The sequence below is a fragment of the Sulfitobacter noctilucae genome (genome assembly GCF_000622365.1).
Taxonomy (GTDB): Bacteria; Pseudomonadota; Alphaproteobacteria; order Rhodobacterales; family Rhodobacteraceae; genus Sulfitobacter; species Sulfitobacter noctilucae.
On sequence record NZ_JASC01000006.1, the window covers coordinates 16,903 to 36,699 of the forward strand.

Below are 19,797 nucleotides of genomic sequence, written 5' to 3' on the forward strand. Positions count from 1 at the left end.
AAGGCAGGGGTATAAGTCGCGGAAAAAGGGGAGGATTTGGGGGTGCAGCCCCTTGGACGGGCCTGCGGCGGCGGGCCTTAGCCCATCGCGAAAGGATCGTCGATCACACCCACCAATGGCATCAGGAATGTCCCGCCATCAGGATTAAGCGCTTCGGTAAAAAGCTGATCAATTGCGGCTACGGCACTGGTCACACTGTCCGCACTACCATCAAAGATATCCATCACAGACAGCGTGTCGTCGTAATCCGACAGCCCTTTGATGGCCGAGAAATAGACACCGATATCGGTCTTGGCTTCCAGATAGGCCGCATCTGCCGCGCCGCCGGTCACCGCTTTGGCGCCGTTCAGCACCGCCAGAATAAAGTTCGCAGGGGTGATGCCGCTGGCCGGATTGTCCAGCTGGTCCACCCAGTAGGAACTGGTCGGATCGCGGCCCAGTACATTGTTGAAGACGGTCGTCACAAAGGCCTGTGTGTTGACCAGATTGCCCTGCCCGTCCAGAAAACCGGCATAGGTGTTCTGGGTCTCCGGCTGGACAAAAAAGCTGTCGGCGATTTGCGGCAGGGTCATCCCGTCATCCAGACGGGTGGCCCAATAGGACAGACCCTGTGCCGCCGGGGCGCGGTCGAAATAGGCAATGTACAACTCGGCAATGGCGGCGAAATCCTGCGCCGATAGATCGGTGACCCCGCTTCGGATATCGACATTGAACGTCTCGTCGGCAAAAGCCAGATTTTCGACACTGATCAACCGGTCATCGCCATCGCGGTCGGCCACACGGTCGGTCAGCAGAATGGCGTCAGCGGTCAGCGTCAGCGTGTATTGGGTGATGTCCCCGGTCAGGCTGAGGGTGTCGAAACCTTCCATTCCGTCGATCACATCGTTGCCGGCGCGGGCATCAAAAACATCATTTCCACGAGTGGCAGCATAGACGATCACGGGTGCCACCGGATCAGGCTCGGCCACCGGAGCGGGTGGCGGCGTGCCCGACTGATAGCTGTCAGCGGTGCCATAAAAAGCCTGCGCCCCGGCGATATCGTCCGGCGTCAGCCCGTCCAGATCGCTGATGTCACTGGCATACATGATGGTATCGGAACTTGTGGTGTGATCCAGACCGATGGCATGGCCGATCTCGTGCAGGGCCACCTGATACAGGCCCACCTCGTTGCGGGCGACATCATGATCCGTGGTCCAGTTTTCGGAGATGTCGAAACGGATTTCTGCTTCGGTAAAGCTGAACAGGGTCGAGGTGGTTTTGGAGCCACGCGTTGCGGCCTCTCCGACCACGCCGTAAGGATCATCGATCACATCCCAGCCCAGACGGATGTCGGTCTGGCCGCCATCCGTCACTTCGATAAAATTGATATCGGCCACGTCTTCCCACGCCTGAAACGCGTCGCGGATCGTATCGCGATATCCGGCGTCGGTGATGTAGGAGGAGAACCCGAAGCCGCTGCCCGGACTTGTCGCAAAGCTCCAGTACACATTCCCACCCGGCGTGTTGTATTCACCGGTGCCCCATTTGGCATTGCTCAGGTGGTATTCGTTTGCGCAGACTTCACACATCTAAACCTCTTACCATTCAACACTCGTGGCAGTTTTGATGCGCCATCTATGCGCTCGTAATAGGGCAAGTATGCACTCATAATGGGGCAAGACTATGTTAAAAATCAGACTTACGGATTTTCGGCACCGCACCGCCTGCCCCCGGTGCTGGACGGCAGAACCCTGCCTGCCCCTGATGCTTGTCCCAAGCGACAATGCGGCGATTCGTTTCAAAGGATCATGCAGGCAAACCGCCCTTTCCAACCGGGGCTGTGACCCTGCTCCGATGCGGTTGCATAATCCAGTCGCCACCCCAAAACCCGTCCTGGACGCGCCTTGCGTCTGTAAAACTCCGCCTGTGGCGCGGCAGGGAAAACACCGGCGAATCTGCACTGAGCGCGAAATGCGCTGGCCCGTTCACACGACATTTGCAATAGGCGGAAAGCTGCTGTATAGTGGATCACTAGACACCCCCTGAATTCAGTCGGTGTTTACCCCGAAAGCTGCCAATTAAGGGTCATATCATGCTTGCTGAGCTGCACAAATCGACGCCGGAAGAAGCCAAGGAACAACGCGCCACCTTGGGCCTCTGGCTTAAATCTCTCCGCGAGGCCGAAGGGCTGTCGCAACGCGATCTGGCCGACCGTCTGTCGCTGGATTATTACACCTTCATTTCGCAGCTGGAAAACGGCCGCGGCAAAATTCCTGCGCACCGCTATGTCGAATGGGCCCGCGCTCTTGGGCAGGAGCCAAAAAGCTTCGTGCGCGAACTGCTGCGCTTTTACGAACCGCTGACCTACCAAATCCTGTTCGAAGACGTGGCTGGCTGAATATCTTCTCTGGATATGCGAACCCGCAGGCGGTATGGTTCTGTACGACTTAGATTGATCGGGACGATCCCCTATGGCGAAAATCCTCACATTCCGGGGCAAAGAGGCAGCTTCTTCTGACCTGGACTTCCTTACGGATGGCAACCAGACCCTGTCGTTCCGCAAATCGGATGGCAGCAGCGTAAGTGTGGATGGTGCATCCGGTGGCGGCCTGACGGGCCTTTTCCCCGATCCCAAAAAAGACTGGAGCAATCAGGAGCTTGCCGACCTCTACAAGGTCCGCCAACTGCTGAGCGGCGCAAACATGCCCGTCGAAACCGAGCGGGGTATCACCGATGAGGGTGATCCTTGGTTCGTCTTCTGCCACATCTCTGGCGAAGTCTTTATTCATCTGTGCCGCATCGACGGCGCATACTTGCTGGACAGCCCCAATGTACTGCGCCCCCTGCGTGGTGACAGCTTCTCGGCGCTGATCGCGGATTTCACCAACAAGGCCTTGCCGGCCCCTGGCAGCGCTGACGCCTCCGAAAGTCGGGTCATCCGGCTTGAGCGGGGCGGCAAGATCCGTCTGCACCCCTCTGCCATGCTGGCTGCGCTGATCTGGACCCTGCTGATGGCCTCGGACGAGCTGGTTCTGCTGGCCCCCGAAGAGACACCCGAAGATAACGATGCATTGCTCAGCTTTGACGGTCTGTTCACGGTAGAGCACAACGCACAACTGGCCGACACAACGACCCTGTCAGATGCCGACACCGCTCCCGCCAGCGTGATCAAAGACCCGAGCCCTGAAAGCGCGCAGTTCACTGCCAGCGAAAACCAGAGCCAGATGCGCGAAGCCACCTTGCACCAGCAGGGCCTTGCCGCGCACCAGAACGGTTTTGCCATCGGCCTCAGCACCATCGCCATCGCCATGGGCTTTATGTCCGAGGTTGTGCTGCTGGATAACCAGCGCAAGGTTCTGGAAAGCCTGAAAGAGCTGGGCTTCTCCGACTACGGTCAGGATGCGGAACAGACAGCCAGACTTGATATCACAGAGGATCAGGATGCGAACGGTTTCATCGCAATTCTGGCCGACTTCCTGGGTCTGGACCTGGCCATTGATACAGAGACTGCAGATGCTGACAGCGCGTATGAAGGCATTTCTCTACTACAACAGGAACTCATGCAGTTCACGGAGAATACGCTGACAGGAGAAGAGGCCATTGCGATCAAAAAAGCGATTGTCGCCTCCTCTACCCATAACGAGGCTTCAGAAGTTCAGCCTTCCAGTGTGGATACAGCAGAAAAAACCACTCCGACTGAAACAGCCTATACTCACGCAACCGACGTCGAGGAATCCGCCGTCGGCGATGATACACCTCTTCAGAAAGTAGCAGCGCTCGATATATCGGCTATTCTTCAGGGGTTCGAACAGGCTGATCTGAAAGAGTTCAGCCTTGGGCAAAAAACTTTGAAAGCAAGTTTTGAAATGCCCGATGAATATACAGTCGCCATCGTAGAATGGATCGACACAAGCATGGAGAGCCAGCAGGGTTCAGATCTCAGCGAATTTGACGAGCTTGCGCACCGGCTGACAGACTTCTTTACGAGCCGTAACAGCAATGTCAGCTTTGTTGAACAAGACGGCCGCTTTATTGCCATTGATAATGTGGCAATAAAAGAAGGTGATGTTGACTACATCGAGTGGCAGACAACTGACGGAAAAATAATTTCTCTCGTCGGTCTACATTCTGATTTTCAACATTTCGACCTGACGGCCTGAGAAAACAAATATAGGTCACTCAAATCGAGCGACCTATATTCTCAAAACAGCTTTATTCTTCGATCATGCTTTTGCGCACTGCATCCAGCAGCGGTGAAGCAATGAAATTAATCACGGTCCGCTCACCGGTGGTAATGACAACATCCACGGGCATGCCAGCAGTCAGGCGGTCTTTGATTTCGACAGGAATATCTTCTTCTTCGACAGTGACCCGCGCAAGATAATAGGGCGGTTCATTCCCGTTGTCCGGTGTAATCACATCGCCTGATACCGTTTCGACCGTTCCCAACATGATAGGGATCAACTTGGTTTTGAACGCACTGAAGCGTACTTCAGTCGCAAGGCCCGGTGCCACATTATCAACATCAATCGGGGACACCCGTGCATTGATAATCAGTTCTTCGTCTTCGGGGACCAGTTCCATCAGCACGTCGCCGGGGCGCACCACAGAACCAACCGTATGCACCTTGAGATTTTGGATAGTACCAGAGCTCGGCGCGCGGATTTCGGTCCGGTCCAGGACATCGGCGGCCACTTTGCGCCGCTCCATCAGCTCGCTGATTTCGGCGCGGATCTGTTCCAGCTCGGTACTGGCCCGCTCGCGGTATTCCTGACGCAGCTGCAAGGCCTGCAATTCCGTCTCGCCGATGCTGGCCCGCGCCTGTGCAGTGTCCGAAATGACCTGACCCAGATTGGCTTCGATCTCGATCAGCTCATCCTCCCGCTGGGAAAGGATGTTGCTGGCGATATTGCCACCTTCGGCACCGGTACGCATCCGCACCAGCATTTCGGTATAATTGGCAATCCGGCGTTCAAAGGCGGACTTTTGCAACTCCAGCCCTTCGATCTGAACTTTGATCTGTTCGACCCGTGCCGATAGAATGTCTTTTTGAGATTGCAGGATCAGGCGACGGTCGTTGAACAGATCCTGTTGGTCCGCCAAAACCGCGCTCACTGAATCCGAATTCCGCGACAGCACGTCAACCGGAAAGCTGACCTCTTCCTGCAAGGCACGCTCTGCTAGCAGACGCGCCTCTACCAGCCGGGCCACATCAAGTCGGGTCGAAAAAACCTCAAGGTTGGAACGTGTCTCGATACTGTTCAGCCGAATAAGAACATCACCCTGTTCTACTCTGTCGGCTTCCTGCACAAGGATTTCATCTACGATCCCCCCTTCGAAATGCTGAACAACCCGGCGGTTGCCTTCAAGCGAGATCGTTGCAGGGGCAACCACAGCACTATCAAGCTTGGCCACAGCGGCCCAGCTTCCGAACACGCCGAAAGTGATGAAAATCAAGATGTAACCCGCAAGAGCTACGGGTTTCGGGCTCAGTTTACTGGCCATGGGCGGGTAAGCTCCTCAAGAGTGCTATATGGATCACCTAAGCATCAAGCACGTGGTTTATCGGACATGTTTACAACCGCCGGGGACTGTGCAGCGGACGTCTTCTGTTTTTCTTGTGCTTCTTTAGCCTGTTGCTGGGCCTGTGCCTGCTGCGCAAACATCTCACGGGTGGAACCGAATTTTTCAACCGAACCATTGACCAACATAAGTGTCTTGTCGGTCAACGCCAATAGGTTGGCTTTATGCGTTACTATCACAACTGTTTTTCCGCGGCTCTTCATCTCTTGGATACAAGCCGCGAGAGCCTGTTCGCCATGAGCATCAAGGTTGGAGTTCGGTTCGTCCAAGACGATCAGGTTGGGGTCACGGAACACTGCGCGAGCAAGACCGACACGCTGACGTTGTCCACCAGACAAAGAATGGCCGCCATCGCCGACGTCAGTGTCATAGCCTTCAGACAGTGTCTGAATCATTTCGTGAGCGCCCGACAGCGAAGCGGCAGCAACGATTTCCTTGTCAGAGGCATCTTCGACAAAGCGCGATATGTTCTCAGATACCGATCCACGGAATAACTTCACATCCTGAGGCATATAGCCCATATGGCGACCCAGCTGCGCTGCGTCCCAGTGATGCAACTCTGTTCCATCAAGCCGCACAGAACCGGCTTGAGGCTGTGCAGCGCCCACCAGGTGACGGACCAAAGTGGATTTGCCCGACCCGCTGGGCCCGATTACCGCCAAGACTTCACCCTGTGCGATCGAGAAAGAAACACCCTTTAGCAATGCGGGACGGGAATTACCCATGCCCGGCTTTGCTCCGGGTGCCGTCGCAATAAGGCCCTGCACGTTCAGGTTGCCTTTGGGGGCGGGCAGTTGCATGCGCTCTTCTTCATCGTCAAAGCTGCCAAATATCTGGGTCAGCCTTTGATGCGATTGACGGGCGGCCACAAACTGCTTCCACTGACCGACGGCCTGTTCCACAGGTGCCAAAGCACGACCCATAACGATGGACGCCGCGATCATGATACCCGGCGAAATCTGCTGTTGAATCGCCAGATAGGCACCGGTACCCAAAATCGCAATCTGCAAGGTCATACGCACAAACTTGGTTGATGCCATAATACCGCCGGCACGCCCACTCGCACGAGCTTGCTTGTCCAGCACATCATCGTGTTGCTTTTGCCAGCGCTTGGTCAGCTGTTTTTCCATACCAAGTGCGCGGATCACCTCGGCATTCTGCATGGTGGTATTCACGAAATGCGACGCACCCTGGTTGGCCGATCCCGCCTCTTTCAGCAAACCGCGCGTGGCAAATTCATTCGCGAGCGCGAGACAGAAAATGATGACAGCACCAACGGTTGCCACCATACCCAGCCAGGGATGAAAGGCGAAACACAAGGCCAGGAACAGCGGCACCCAAGGCGCATCGAAAAACGCCAGGATCCCCTGCCCTGTCATAAACTCACGAACCCGATCAACATCCTGCAAAGTTGTATGGCCTGCCCCGTTCGGGTTGGACAACTGGTTTCGGATGACCCTGTTGAACGACGGCGTGGCCAGCATTTCGTCGAACTGCAAACCCGCCCGCACGAGCAGCTTGGAGCGGATGAACTCGAGCAAACCGTAGGTGACCAACAATGCAATCGCGATGGCCGAGATCATGATCAGGGTCAGCTCGTTGCGGCTGGCCAGCACGCGGTCATAGACCTGAAGCATGTACAAAGGGCCGACAAACATCAGAATGTTGCTGAAAAAGCTGAACAATACTGTCGCACCGATCACGGCTCGAAATTTGCCGTAGGCTTTTGCCAATGGTGTCTGGGCTTTCATGAGCGAACATCCTCTCGCTTTATGCGGGTCGGTGACGTTTTGCCTGCTCGGGCACCGCAATATTTTAGAAAATCAATACACCAAGCAGGGGGCTGATGCAATTTTGTTGTACGCCCCGGCGGTCCTGGAATCTTGGCCGATGAAAAGCAACATGCCGGCCCGGACTATATCTCGCGCGGACGCGGGGCCGGCATGGATTCGCCGATCAGGCGTCTTTGGGCAGTTTGTTCTTGAGCGTCTGGGCAAAAGCCACGCGCGCAGTCTGGGTTATTGCAATATCGCGCTGCAACTCGAGAATGCGGTCGTCGCACAGCTTGACGTTGGTCAGGCTGTCACGGGCTTCCTTCGACATCGTGTCGGTTTCGTACTCTTTGCCGTTGATGGTTACTTTGGCCATGGGAATATCCTTTCAATCCGTTTCGGTGGGGATGTATCGCGTCAATCGGGCAAGAGCCACCCCCGGAAGAAAAACAGCCCCCGGAAAACCGGGGGCTGCTGTCGCACCTGTAAGACAGGAGCTATGATTTAGGCGAACAGAGCCACACCGAAGTCATCCGGGCTCAGACCTGTGATGTCCGTTTCGGCCAGATCGACACCGCCACGGAATTCGACAGTGAAGTCGTATTCAGCATCGTCAGCATCGTAAGCTGAAACAGTCGCTTCGAACGCCCAGAACTGGTTGTCAGCATGCGCGTCATCAAAGCTTTCTGTATCACCATCGTATGTGATCTCGATGTCGCCATCCTTACCCACAAGGATCAGGAAGTTGCTACCAACTGCGCCACCGGCATCACCGGTTTCTTGGACGTTTGCAGCAGCACTCATTTCGAGTTCAAGCCACGCATCGACATCCGCCGCTGTGAGACCGTCATAGTGATCAGGACCGGAGCCCGTATCATCACCTTCAAGGTCATTCCAGATTTCCGAGAAGTCCATCAAACGGATCTGGTTGTGGTCGATCACGGTAGCACCAGAGTCAGCCGCTGCACCCGAAGCGGCCATCGCGTTGACGAATGTGAAGTCCACAGCTTCGTCAACACGATCATCCTGATCGCCAACCGACGTGCCGCGGGCGTCTGCGGCCGCGTCGAGATAGCTGGTGAAGTCCAGGATATCGTTGTCGAAAGTCGAACCATCTTCTTCAAAATCGTCGTCGGATGTGAAGTTGACGATGGTGTCGAACCCGAACTGACCGGTGAATTCGACCACGTTGCCGTTGCCGTCTTCGGTGTTGGTATCTTCATCCGCTACTTCCGTCGCTGTCAGAACGATCAGATCATCTTCGCCACCGGCGTTGATAACGTTGTCGTCGCTGACATTGCCTGTCGGACCATCAAGGTTGCCGTCGAAGTCCAATGCATTGGCACGGTCCGCCATCACATTGAGGAAGTCGCTGACGTTTTCGATGTCACCAATTGCAGGGTCACCATCGCTACCGAAATCAGCACCAGCGTCATCCAGATCAGCAAAGGCTGTGCTGCCTGGATACCAGGCGTTCCATGCGTTTGCCAACTGGCTCAGACCCACCTGGTTGATCGTGCTCTGACCACCGTTCAGAAGATCCCAACCACCGTCATCACCGGCAGACTGCGGCTCATCAGAACCACCATCTGTGGATGTGCCTGCCGTTTCAAAGGCTCCTTCGTTGCCGGCCGGGTTATCGATCAGTGCCGCGTTTGCAACCGGACCTTCCAGATCGACGGTGAATGTCGATCCATCGGACACCAGTGAACGTGCCTGAAGCGAACCATCTGTCAGTTCAACAATTTCGATCATACCTTGCAGCGCAGTGTTGCTTGCAACGGCTGCCTGGATTGCATCACGAATGTCTTCACGGCTGGTGGTGTAGCTGCTGCTGTCGAAGGAGATGTCGACCCACTCGGACAGAACGCCATCCATTTCGATCTGGAGCGATGCCCCGAAGAACTGGAAGTTGTCCTGATCCAGCAGACCGGAGAAGTCCAGCTCGGCAAACTCAGACGTACCGTCGTTCATGTAGATGCGGTCTTCACCACTGCTTGTGCTGATGCGTGCACCATCGCCAGCTGTAGTGTCGGAGCCGCCGACATTCGGACCTTCGTTCTGGTTGTCGCTGTCGAAGAAGACAACGTCATCGCCCGCGCCAGTTTCGATGTTCAGGAACTCGAGATCGGCTTTGCGGTTGGCAGCACCACCGGTTGAAGCGGCACGCACATCATCAATGATCAACAAGTCATTGCCAGCACCGGTGTTGATGGTCAGCGAGTCACCTGCCGCGCCACCGAAGGGTGTCGGGCCATCTTCATTACCGAACACGATAGTCAGGTTGTCATCACCACCGCCCAGCAGATAGCTGTGCGCGCCGTTGCCAAACTCGTCGAGGTTCGCAAATGCAGTCAGATCGCCTTCGAAATCGGTCGAGTCGAAGTAACGGACATCGGTCTCGCCACCGTTGATCGCCGTATCGTTGATGCCTGTACCACCACCGATTTCACCGATGATCAGATCGGCAACATCGCCGGAGCCTGCAACAGCCAGGTCGGTTTTGACATAGACCTGGTCCAGAGTGTCGAGTGTCGAGTTCAGCGAACCGATCCAGCTTGGAAGTTCGGAGCCGCCCTTCACGTTGACATTGAAGACTTCGACGCCACCGGCAATGCCATCAGGCACGCTTGCGGATTTGCCACCGACGATCAGGTTACCACCTTCGCCACCGCGACCGGCCTTCTCGAGGTCGATGTTGACGGAGATCGGCTGATCATCCTGCTCGAACTCGTTCTTCACACGGCCGAAGAAGTTGAACGGTGGAACGTCTGTGTCTGGTGTTGCGAAACCAACAGCAACAACTTCTGCATCATTGCCCAGTTCCACACGGATCGCAGGGATCAGGTTGGAAAGTGCTCCACCATCCAGAGTTGCCTGGTTGGCGTTACGGCCACGATCGTCTTGGACAACTTGTGTGTACTCGAACAGTTCGATTGTTGTACCTTCAGGCAGAACGCCTGAATCGATCAGAGCCTGAAGCGGATCCTGCAGCGCATCGCGGAAATCCTGATGCGAGTTGATCTCGTCGTTCACGATCAGATCGTCTGCAAATGCAACTGTGATCAGATCATCAGTGCCGTCGACGGCACCGTCACCGTTGGTGTCGATGCGGAACTGGATACCGTTCTTGTCAAGGTCATCCAGGCGGCCTTCTGCTTCGCCACCGGTCAAGAGTGCCAGTTCGGCATCCTGGTCCAGGATGAAGAAGTCGGCAAAGCCTTGCTCGACCTGGCCAGACAGCAGGTAGTCGTTGTCGAACAGAACAACAAGGTCAGACGCATCGCCATCGGAGTTGAAGTTGTCAGTATACTCCATCTTGACAGTGATGTCAGATGTGTTGCGGGCAGAGCTGGCCTCAGAGGTTTCTTTCGTCGTCAGGTTCTCGATCTTCAGATCGCCGTCGGAGTTGACGGAACCGATGGCATCGTGGCCGACAATGTTCTTGGCGTCGACGACGATCGTATCTGTGTCGTTATCTCCATCTTCTGTGTCGTCACGGGCTTCGATGCTGATGTCTTCGATGCTGGTCAAACGTGGCTGGATGTCGGTTGCCTGAGTATTTTGGCCGGAAACACCAAGGAACTCTTTGCTCAGCTCAGCATACAGAGTGTCTTCGCCTGCGCCACCGTCAAGACGGTCAGCGGAAGACAATGTGTTGGATACGCCGCCCGCGAATGGGTTCTGCGCGATATAGGCGTAATAGTTGTCGTCCGCATCTGTACCGAGGAAGCTCTGATCATCAGTAGTTTCGAGCCGCTCTGTGTCCGTACCGGATGTCAGGTAGTAATCCGCGCCCGGGTTGGCAGGAGTAACCGTAGGGAATGTCTCAGCAATGTCCGCTTTTGCCTCTGCAACAGAAGCAGCGGTTGCATCAACATCGTCAAGGATGGTGTCTGCACCGGCTGTGCGTGTCAGAGTGCCAGCCGCTTCGGAAGCGTCGGAGTATGCAACGCCGACTTCGATCTTGTTTGTGATGATAGCCAGGTCGTTGCCCTGGGCACCGCTGATGATGTCGAGGATCAGCTGACCAACGTCTGCACCGTTCTGGAGTTCGTTAACCCAGAAGTTGTCTGCGCCACCGTTATCGGTGATGTTGTTCGGGTCACGGCCAAACAGGTTCTGGAAAATCGCGGTTACGAAAGTAACGTTTGCGTCCAGATCCATTGTGCCGGCTGTGCCGAGTGCTGGGTAGAGCGCCTGCGACTCGTCCTGAAGCGCGAATGCGCGGGCGACGTCGGCAAGCGAGAAACCGTTGTTCTCGATGTCGTTGACCCAGTAGTTCAGGCCATTTGGCGCTGGTGCACGATCATAATACCCAACAAAGATAGCGGCGACCGCTTCCTTGGTTGAGAGTGCTGTAAGATCTAAAGCCATGCTTTTTTCCTTTTAAATTACGGGAAAGCTCGACGCCCCGTTTCTGGTTGTACGTAATTGCTATTGCCCCCCCCGATCGAGATGACGCAAATAACCAATTGTGGAGGGTGTTAACGCGTCTTCCTTCTTCGGACAAGGAAAGATGTAGCGTGAATCTCATACTCCCCCCCCATTGATGACTACTATGGTGTTTTTGCTACACATTTTTTTCGCTCCCCATAAAGCGTCTTGCTCCAAACGATGCCGATTCCCCTATAGCGGGTATTTTTGGCGTGGCGGGATCGCTGTGATGTATCTCGGGTGTCTCTGGGGAAATCCAGATAATTAACTGTATTATATGAATATTTCTTGTAAAATCCTGCGAAAAATCCACCCAAAAACAGGCAAATGACCGCCCCCTGTGCGGCCCGATTTGACAGAACTGGTTTTTTTCCTGAGAACGGGTGAAATACCCCAAGGATCAAGGAGTTTTTCCGCGTGAACGGTCATTTTGACAGCTTTTCGGACCGGCTGAACAGGCTGTGAACCCGGTCACACCCCTCGCTGTTCAGAGTGCTGTCCTGCCTTTTGTACGGGTCTGGCAGGCGCTTGATCCGGGCTTTGAGGTCCTCTCGCTGGAATCACCGCCCGATGGCTGGAAACAGCTGTTGACCGGTCAGGGCATCGCCCTGCGCGAGGGTGCCGGAGCGGCAGGGAATATCCCCCCGGACACCGCTGTGGTCAGCGGATTTGCCGTGCTCGATGCCCATGATGCGCAATCGCTGGAAAGCTGGGCGCGCAAGGCCCTGTCCGCGCTGCGGCCCGGCGGGCTGATGGTGCTGGGCGGCTGCAATCCAGACCCTCTGCGCGCCAGCCAGCGGGGGCTTCTTCCGGTCGCTGCCGAACAGGCGCTCAGCGCGGCGGGATATGCACGGGTCTGCGTGATCCGGCCCGACATAAACTTGGGGGAGAACAGCCTTTCTGCGGCTCTTTTCGGTGGCTCCGAAGCCTATGCCGTGGTGGCGCAGGCTCCGGCTTTCGGCAAGGATTTTGACGTCTTTTCCCCGGTTTTTCTGGAGGTATCCAGTGCAACACCCCGAGCGCTTTTGCGCCGGGCCGAGGATGCTTTACTGGGCCGGATCAACCACGCAGAAGCCCGGCTGCATGACCGGATCACCCATGTGGACACCACCTTTCAGGAGCGGTTGCAGCACAGCGAAACCGCCCTGCGGGAGCAGCTTGAGCATGCTGAAAATGCCCTGCAGGACAGGCAGGCAGACATCGAGCATCTGCGCCAGATCATCGCCGAGCTACAGCGCCTGACGCGGCGGCGCGGGCTGCGCAAGCTGGTGCACCGGTTCAAGCAAAAGCGCCAGATACAGGATCCCGATCTCGACCTTCCGGCCCCCGAGACAGCACCGCCACCCGCTCCGGTTGTGCCGCCCGACTTCGCCGCACCACCGGTTCCCGCGCAGCCCGGCCCCACCGCCGATCCGGTCCCGCTCTCGCCGCGCGAAACGCGCCTGCGCGCGCGTCTTTTCGGCCCCAAGGGGAGCTGAGGCATGCGGTTTCTGATTGATCTTCAATGCGCTCAAAGCGGCAGCCGCAGCCGCGGCATCGGGCGCTATACGCTCAGCTTGCTGGACGCGATGCTGCCCCAAGCCACGGCGGCAGGCCACGACGTGCATCTGCTGCTCAACGCCGCTTTCCCCGCGACCATTCCCGACATCCAGCGCCGCTATCCTGCCCTGCATCGCAGCGGACATATCCATGTTTTCCAAGGGCTTGACCGCTCGGGCCTGCAAGATCCAAACGGCCCCTGGCGCAAGGCCGCTTCTGGCCTGCTGCGCGATTTCGCCATCGCGGGGCTGGCCCCTGACGCGGTCTTCTGCCCCAGTGTTTTCGAAGGCGACAGCGAGGCTTTTGCGCTGACGCCGCTGGTCCTGTCGGACACGCCATCGCTGGCCACCCAGCATGATCTGATCCCCGCGCAGATGCCCGCCATCTATTTCGACAACAATCCCGGTTTTGCCGCCTTTTACCGCGCCCGCATGGCCGAGATGCAGCACTTCACGGCTCTGATTGCAGTGTCAGAGGCGACCCGCCAAGAGGCGCGGACGCTGCTGGATTATCCGGCGGCGCATCTGCATCTTGTCCCCGAAGACGCGGGCCCGCAATTCACCCCGCCGGGTGCCATGTCGCTGAGCGATATGACGGACCTGCGCAGCCGGCACGGGTTAATGCGGCCCTATATCCTCTATGTCGGCGGGGGCGAGCCACGCAAGAACCTGATGGGGCTGATCCGCGCCTATGGCGGCCTGCCGCAAGGGCTGCGCGATGCGCATGATCTGGTCATCGCGGGTACGCTGACCATTGAAGAACACCGCAATATCCACCAGCTGGCGCAGGATCTCTCGCTTGATCTGGGGCGCATCCGTATTCTGGGCCACACCCCCGAGGAGGACCTGCCGGGGCTTTACGGGCTGGCCGCACTCTTCGTGATGCCTTCCCTGCGCGAAGGGTTTGGCCTGCCCGCACTCGAGGCGATCCGCTGTGGCACGCTCACCCTTGGCACCGATGCCACCAGCCTGCCCGAAGTGATCGGCACGCCCGAGACGCTCTTTGATCCTGCGGACATTCCTGCACAGACCGCGCTGATCATCCGGGGCCTGACCGATTCTGATTTCGCCAAACGCATGCGCGCCGCACAGCAGAAACATGCAGCACAGTTCTCGTGGGATAAAGCGGCCTGCGACACCCTCGCGCTGCTGGAACGCTATGCACAGACAAGGACCCCGGTGTCTGACTGGCCCGCCGTGCAGAGCCGCCTTGATGCGCTTGAACCCGCGGCCATCACCGCGCTGCAAAATCTCCCTCCGGACGGGCTGACCGAGGGCGACCGCGATGATCTGGCCCGCGCCCTCGCGATCACACGTCTGGCAATCGAAGACGCATGGCGCCCCCGCACCTTGCCCGATGGGACCCTCCGCTGGCAGATCGAAGGGCCCTTCGACAGCGATTACAGCCTTGCCTCGGTCAACCGCGAAACCGCTCTTGCGCTAGAGGCCTGCGGCATCGACACCGCTCTTGTCTCTGCCGAAGGGGACGGCGCCTTTGACCCTGATCCCGCTTTTCTGGCCGATCACCCGGATGTCGCCACCCTGCACACCAAAGCGCCAACCCCGCCTGATATCCTGAGCCGTAACATGTTCCCGCCACGGGTGTCGGACATGGGCGCCCCCCTGAACCTGCTGCACGGCTATGCCTGGGAAGAAACCGGCCTGCCGTTGTCTTTCACCCGCGATATGACGGCCCATCTGCAAGGGCTGCTGGTCACCGCGCCGCATGTGAAAAAACTGATGCAGGATGCAGGCATCGGCCTGCCGGTGCATGTGGTCGGCAATGGTGTCGATCATCTGGATGTCCCGCCCGCGCCCCTGCCCGCCCCCCTACCGAAGGCGGCCTTCACTCTTTTGCATGTGTCGTCCTGTTTCCCGCGCAAGGGGGTCGACGTGCTGCTGGCAGGCTTTGCCGAGGCCTTTGCCGGTCAGCACGATGTGCAACTGGTGATCAAGACCTTCGCCAATCCGCACAACGACATCGCAGACCAGATCACCGCCCTACAGGCGGCCCACCCCGATCTGCCCTCCATCACGGTGATCGATGATCCGCTGACCCCCGGCCAGATGCGCAGCCTTTATGCCGCCGCCGATCTGCTGGTCGCCCCCTCGCGGGCCGAAGGCTATTGCCTGCCCGTGGCCGAAGCGGTGCTGGCCGGTACGCCCGTGCTGACCACCGGCTGGGGCGGACAGCGGATATTCGCGGGCAACCCGCTGGTGCATTTCACCGGTTACAGCTTTGCGCCGACCACCAGCCATCTGGGCGCATGGGATTCCGTCTGGGCCGAGCCGGACCTTGCCGATCTGGTGGCACAGATGCAGCAACTGCGCGCCGCCCCTGCCCCCGATGCCAGGACGCGCAGCACCGCCAAGAAGATGCTGTTGCAGGACCACACCTGGGCGAAAGTCGCCGAACGCTCCGAACAGGCCGCCCGCCGGATCGCGGCCCATACCCCCGCACCGCCGCCCAAAATCGGATGGATCAGCAGCTACAACACCCGCTGCGGCATCGCGACCTATTCCGAACATCTGATCCGCGCCTTCCCCGATGCGGTCACTGTCTTTGCCTCTCATACCGAGGACCGCCCCGCCCCTGACGGGCCAGAGGTCCGCCGCTGCTGGCACCAGAACGGACGCGATCCGCTAGCCGATCTGCGCAGCGAAATTGACCGCGCCGATCCACAAGTGCTGGTGATCCAGTTCAACTATGGCTTCTACAGCTTTCCCGATCTTGCCGCCCTGATCCTCGCGGCGCAGGCCGACGGGCGGCGCGTGGTGATGATGATGCATGCGACGGACGATCGCGCCGTACCGCCGCAGCGCAAGCTTGCCTCGATCCTGCCCGCGCTTCGGGCCTGTGATCTGTTGCTGGTCCATGCCCATCACGACCTGAACCACCTCAAGGCGCTGGGGCTGGAGGATAACGTCGCGCTCTTCCCCCATGGCGTGCCGCATGTCGGCACCCCCGCCCCGCTTGCAATGACCCGCGACCGCCCCGTGACCTTGGGCACCTACGGGTTCTTCTTGCCGCCCAAGGGATTGGACAAGTTGATCGAAGCGCTGGCGCTGATCCGCGCAGCGGGCGAAAACGTGGCCCTCAATATGGTCAATGCCGAATACCCCGTGGCCAGTTCAACCGAAGGCATTGCCGCCGCCCGCGCCCGCATCGCAGAGCTGGGGCTGACCGATCACGTCATATTAGAGACTGCCTTTCTAGAAGATGACGACAGCTTTGCGCGATTGTCGCGCAGCGATGCATTGGTCTTTCCCTATCAGCATACCGCCGAAAGCGCCTCTGGTGCGATCCGTCAGGCGCTGGCACTGGACCGGCCTGTCATCGCCACCTCCCTGCGCATCTTTGATGATGTGGACCCGCTGATCACCCGCCTGCCCGGCACCTCGGCCCAGGACATTGCCGACGGGCTGATCCCCCTCGTCCGGGCCCTGCGTGATCCCGCCGCGCACCCTGAGGTCGCCCAGCGGCTGGCCACCACCCGCGACAATGTCACCCGCTGGCGGCAAAGCCATGCCTATCAAACACTGGCACCGCGCCTGTGGCGGCAAATCTGCGCCCTCTGCGATCCTGACACCGGGGGAAACTGGCCATGACCCGCAGCCTCTTGCACCTTGGCTATGCCAAGACCGCGACCACCTATCTGCAACGCCATGTTTTCGAGACATCCGCCGGGATCAACTACCTCGGCAAACCTTTCGATCTCAGCAAGAACAGGCTCGAATCCTTTGCTTACAAATATCTGAAGCTGGACGGGCGCCAAATCCACCGCTTTGACCCTTTCTTTGACCATGAAGACGTGATGCGCGTGCGGCCCTCTCATCAGATCGACATGGGCGGGCTGGCCCATCACCTGCGCAGCATTCTGTCGGAAACCGACCTCAACGTCTGGTCTCACGAAGGCTACCTGCGCCCCGGTCGCAAAAGCGCGCCTCTGGACCGCAAGACCGCTATCGCCAATCTTAGAGACGTTTTTACCGCCGCAGGCAGCGAGGATGTGCAGGCGCTGATCGTGCTGCGCGACCCCAAAAAGATGCTCGCCTCTTCTGCAGTACAGTTCCACCGCGATTTCGATTACCTACGCATTGGCGATCTGTCGCTGGAAGAGGTCGCAGCTTTCGTCAACAGCGACCGGCAGGACAGATATGCGGCTCTGATCTGGCGACTTTGGTACGAATACCTGGATTACAAAGCGATGATCGAAGATCTGGTAGGCGAGCTGGGCAAGGGCAAGGTCCATGTGCTGCGCTACGAGGATATGGTCGCGGACTGGTCCCTGCTGGAAAGCCTTTTACAGTCTCTACATCCGGGCATCACATGCTGCTTCCCGCCCGTGCGCGAAAACACCACCGAAGACAAACCCTATGATGTGTCCGCGCCCATTCAGGCCTATCTCGACCAGTTGAGAGATTTCGACCCAAGGCTCATTTATCCGGACAATTACGAGGCGATCGACGGCCTCTATTATACCAGACCCTAAACCCGCATCACCGCACAGGTGTTGCCATGTCTGCCCAGTGACAGATGTTTGACGAATGCCTCCTGTTCAGGGTCGAACAAGGCGATCATCGCGTCGCTGTCCATCCTGTCGGCGCGGTCTTCGTTAAATCCGTACGTCACTGCCAGCATCCCGTCCAACAGGTCGATCCCGCGGGGAAAGGGCACCGCATCGGGATCATCGCTGGCACCTGCCAACGCAAAACGCTCCTTGGTGCCTTGCGTGATATCGACCCTAACTAGGGCCGAACCGCCACTGTCCAAGGTCCAGAAGACATCGCCATCGGGGATGATGTCATGACAGCAAAACCCCAGATCCTCATAGACTTTTGCCCCCGTCATCCGCCCCTGCCGGGCATCCCGCAGTGACATGCGGATGGCGAAACTGGGCTGGTCCCAGTTATGCGCCAAAACCATCAGGTGATCACCATCCACACTGACCGAATTGATGTGATAGGCGTCATGGTTTTCATCGTCCTGGCGCACATAGGGCGCGGGCACCGCATCCCTGATATCAATGCCGCGCCGTCCGCCAAACAGCCCCTTGCGAAACAAAAAAGGGAACCGGGCAGAGGTCACGAACAAAGCGCCCCTATCATAGGCGATCTGGTGCAGGTCATCAAAAGCCTTGCTACCGAAATACAGCGGCGTGCGCGTCATCCGCCCCGACGGCCACCTGAAATAGAGCCTGATCACGTCCTGCGGATCGCCCGGCGTCATCGGCTCTTTGTTGATATCGAGGTTCCGCTCGGCCACGAAAATGAAAGGCCCCCGGCGGGTAATGCCGAAATAGACACCATGGGCCTCATCAACCACGCGCATGTCATGCACCTCGCCCTGCGCCGTCAAAGTGACATCCAGCAAGCGGCGAAAAGTCGAAACGAGAAAGCGGTGCATGGCGGGAAACAGGTCTTTCGGGCAGTGGGATCAGCAAAAGCACAAGGCCGAAGATACGGCCATATAACAGGGCTGAAACCGTAGCCGAGACCCCGAAACGGCACAAGGATATAAGCCCCCGCGGCCCCCTTCGGTTGCCAAGGCAAGGCCGATCTGCCAATACCGCGCAACCTTTCCCGAGCGATGGCTAGATCCACATGAGCAAAATCATTTTTGATGTCACCGACCTGCGAAAATACATCGCGATGCATCCACATCTCAGCGGCATTCAACGTGTGATGGTGATGATCATCGACGAGCTGGCAGCACAGATCGGAAACGATGACATCTGGCTGGGCTATTGCGGCGACGCCCCTCATGAATATCACGTCCGGCCCTACAAAGCGCTTGGGACGGCAGGTATGTCGGACATCGAAAATCTGGCCGTGGTGCTGCACCAGTCCCGCAGCCGGCCCATGCGGCCTTCAATGCAGGCCTATGCCGATAGACCGGTCAAACGGTTCTTCCACACGCTCTTGCGCGATCACAGAGCCCGCAATGGAGACGTCCAGCACTTTATCAAACGCGGCACCACGATCGAGGCCTGGCGCGCCTCTGCCCCCGCGCTTGCTGACGGGGCGGACCTGTCAAAACCCCAAAGCCTGTTCGACATATGTGGCCCCGGTGACTGGATGGTGATGCTGGATGCCGGCTGGGCCGATAAAAGCTGGCAAAGCGCCGACAACTGGCGCCACAGGCTGCGGGCAAAGGGCGTGCGGATCGCATTGCTGGTCCATGATCTGATCCAGATCCAGAACCCGGAATATATTCCCGGCACGGATTCAAAGGTCTTTTACCAATGGCTCCACAGCACATTGGAAACCGCCGATGTTTATCTGGCCAATTCACAGGCCACTGCGGACGACCTGAACGCCTTTTTGCAGGAATACAAAGCGACACAGACGGTGCATGTGCTGCCGCTTGCGCAACACCCGCTGAAAGCACCGCCGACGGATATGCCGAAAGAAAGCAGCGTCGATCCTGACATGCCCTATGTCCCTCCGCTTTATGCCAAGTTCGACGAGACATGGGATATGAACGG

The 19,797-nt window shown here is 57.9% G+C and carries 12 protein-coding genes; 6 read left to right on the forward strand and 6 right to left on the reverse strand.

The genetic code is table 11. The features are described from left to right. Nucleotides 1–77: 77 nt before the first annotated feature. Entirely contained in the window at nt 78–1,568 is a 1,491-nt protein-coding gene (locus tag Z945_RS0105620; protein ID WP_025051135.1) for a matrixin family metalloprotease, read from the reverse strand. Between the two features lie 503 nt (nt 1,569–2,071). On the opposite strand from Z945_RS0105620, the gene Z945_RS0105625 reads away from it, so the two are divergent. Together Z945_RS0105625 and Z945_RS0105630 are read left to right on the forward strand one after the other, a co-directional pair. Continuing rightward, nucleotides 2,072–2,377 carry a helix-turn-helix domain-containing protein gene (locus tag Z945_RS0105625; protein WP_025051136.1) on the forward strand — a complete coding sequence of 102 codons (306 nt, stop codon included), beginning with the start codon at nt 2,072–2,074 and terminating at the stop codon, nt 2,375–2,377. 73 nt (nt 2,378–2,450) lie between these two features. Continuing rightward, complete coding sequence (locus Z945_RS0105630) at nt 2,451–4,139, forward strand: hypothetical protein (RefSeq protein ID WP_025051137.1); 1,689 nt, start codon at nt 2,451–2,453, stop codon at nt 4,137–4,139. Between the two features lie 52 nt (nt 4,140–4,191). Here Z945_RS0105630 and Z945_RS0105635 read toward each other — a convergent pair whose 3' ends face one another. The 4 genes from Z945_RS0105635 to Z945_RS0105650 all read right to left on the reverse strand — a co-directional run bounded on the left by Z945_RS0105635 (nt 4,192) and on the right by Z945_RS0105650 (nt 11,711). Beyond that, entirely contained in the window at nt 4,192–5,484 is a 1,293-nt protein-coding gene (locus Z945_RS0105635) for an HlyD family type I secretion periplasmic adaptor subunit (protein WP_025051138.1), read from the reverse strand. A gap of 44 nt (nt 5,485–5,528) precedes the next feature. Then, on the reverse strand, nt 5,529–7,313 hold the full coding sequence (locus tag Z945_RS0105640; protein WP_025051139.1) for a type I secretion system permease/ATPase: 1,785 nt from the start codon (nt 7,311–7,313) through the stop codon (nt 5,529–5,531). 205 nt (nt 7,314–7,518) lie between these two features. After that, complete coding sequence (locus Z945_RS0105645) at nt 7,519–7,710, reverse strand: DUF6447 family protein (protein ID WP_025051140.1); 192 nt, start codon at nt 7,708–7,710, stop codon at nt 7,519–7,521. A gap of 128 nt (nt 7,711–7,838) precedes the next feature. Next, a complete protein-coding gene (locus tag Z945_RS0105650) occupies nt 7,839–11,711 on the reverse strand; it encodes a DUF4214 domain-containing protein (RefSeq protein WP_025051141.1) in 3,873 nt (1,290 codons plus the stop codon). Nucleotides 11,712–12,232: 521 nt separating this feature from the next. Between Z945_RS0105650 and Z945_RS20765 the strand changes: the two genes are divergently transcribed. From Z945_RS20765 to Z945_RS0105665, 3 genes are read left to right on the forward strand one after another with little or no spacing between them, the layout of a single operon-like run. Next, on the forward strand, nt 12,233–13,249 hold the full coding sequence (locus Z945_RS20765; protein ID WP_025051142.1) for a hypothetical protein: 1,017 nt from the start codon (nt 12,233–12,235) through the stop codon (nt 13,247–13,249). 3 nt (nt 13,250–13,252) lie between these two features. Then, nucleotides 13,253–16,918 (forward strand): glycosyltransferase, encoded by a 3,666-nt coding sequence (locus Z945_RS20005; RefSeq protein ID WP_025051143.1) that lies wholly within the window; start codon nt 13,253–13,255, stop codon nt 16,916–16,918. Then, entirely contained in the window at nt 16,915–17,802 is an 888-nt protein-coding gene (locus Z945_RS0105665; RefSeq protein WP_025051144.1) for a sulfotransferase family protein, read from the forward strand. The genes Z945_RS20005 and Z945_RS0105665 overlap by 4 nt, the downstream gene beginning before the upstream one ends. On the opposite strand, the gene Z945_RS0105670 is transcribed toward Z945_RS0105665, so the two are convergent. Next, on the reverse strand, nt 17,799–18,716 hold the full coding sequence (locus Z945_RS0105670) for a hypothetical protein (protein WP_025051145.1): 918 nt from the start codon (nt 18,714–18,716) through the stop codon (nt 17,799–17,801). The two genes, Z945_RS0105665 and Z945_RS0105670, sit on opposite strands and share 4 nt — an antisense overlap. 197 nt (nt 18,717–18,913) lie before the next feature. On the opposite strand from Z945_RS0105670, the gene Z945_RS0105675 reads away from it, so the two are divergent. Then, nucleotides 18,914–19,797: glycosyltransferase family protein (locus Z945_RS0105675; protein WP_025051146.1), on the forward strand; the 884-nt coding region annotated here is incomplete at its 3' end.

Coding starts and splice junctions, on each gene's coding strand:
- Z945_RS0105620 (WP_025051135.1), bottom strand. CDS start 1,568: ATGTGTGAAGTCTGCGCAAACGAATACCACCTGAGCAATGCCAAATGG.
- Z945_RS0105625 (WP_025051136.1), top strand. CDS start 2,072: ATGCTTGCTGAGCTGCACAAATCGACGCCGGAAGAAGCCAAGGAACAA.
- Z945_RS0105630 (WP_025051137.1), top strand. CDS start 2,451: ATGGCGAAAATCCTCACATTCCGGGGCAAAGAGGCAGCTTCTTCTGAC.
- Z945_RS0105635 (WP_025051138.1), bottom strand. CDS start 5,484: ATGGCCAGTAAACTGAGCCCGAAACCCGTAGCTCTTGCGGGTTACATC.
- Z945_RS0105640 (WP_025051139.1), bottom strand. CDS start 7,313: ATGAAAGCCCAGACACCATTGGCAAAAGCCTACGGCAAATTTCGAGCC.
- Z945_RS0105645 (WP_025051140.1), bottom strand. CDS start 7,710: ATGGCCAAAGTAACCATCAACGGCAAAGAGTACGAAACCGACACGATG.
- Z945_RS0105650 (WP_025051141.1), bottom strand. CDS start 11,711: ATGGCTTTAGATCTTACAGCACTCTCAACCAAGGAAGCGGTCGCCGCT.
- Z945_RS20005 (WP_025051143.1), top strand. CDS start 13,253: ATGCGGTTTCTGATTGATCTTCAATGCGCTCAAAGCGGCAGCCGCAGC.
- Z945_RS0105665 (WP_025051144.1), top strand. CDS start 16,915: ATGACCCGCAGCCTCTTGCACCTTGGCTATGCCAAGACCGCGACCACC.
- Z945_RS0105670 (WP_025051145.1), bottom strand. CDS start 18,716: ATGCACCGCTTTCTCGTTTCGACTTTTCGCCGCTTGCTGGATGTCACT.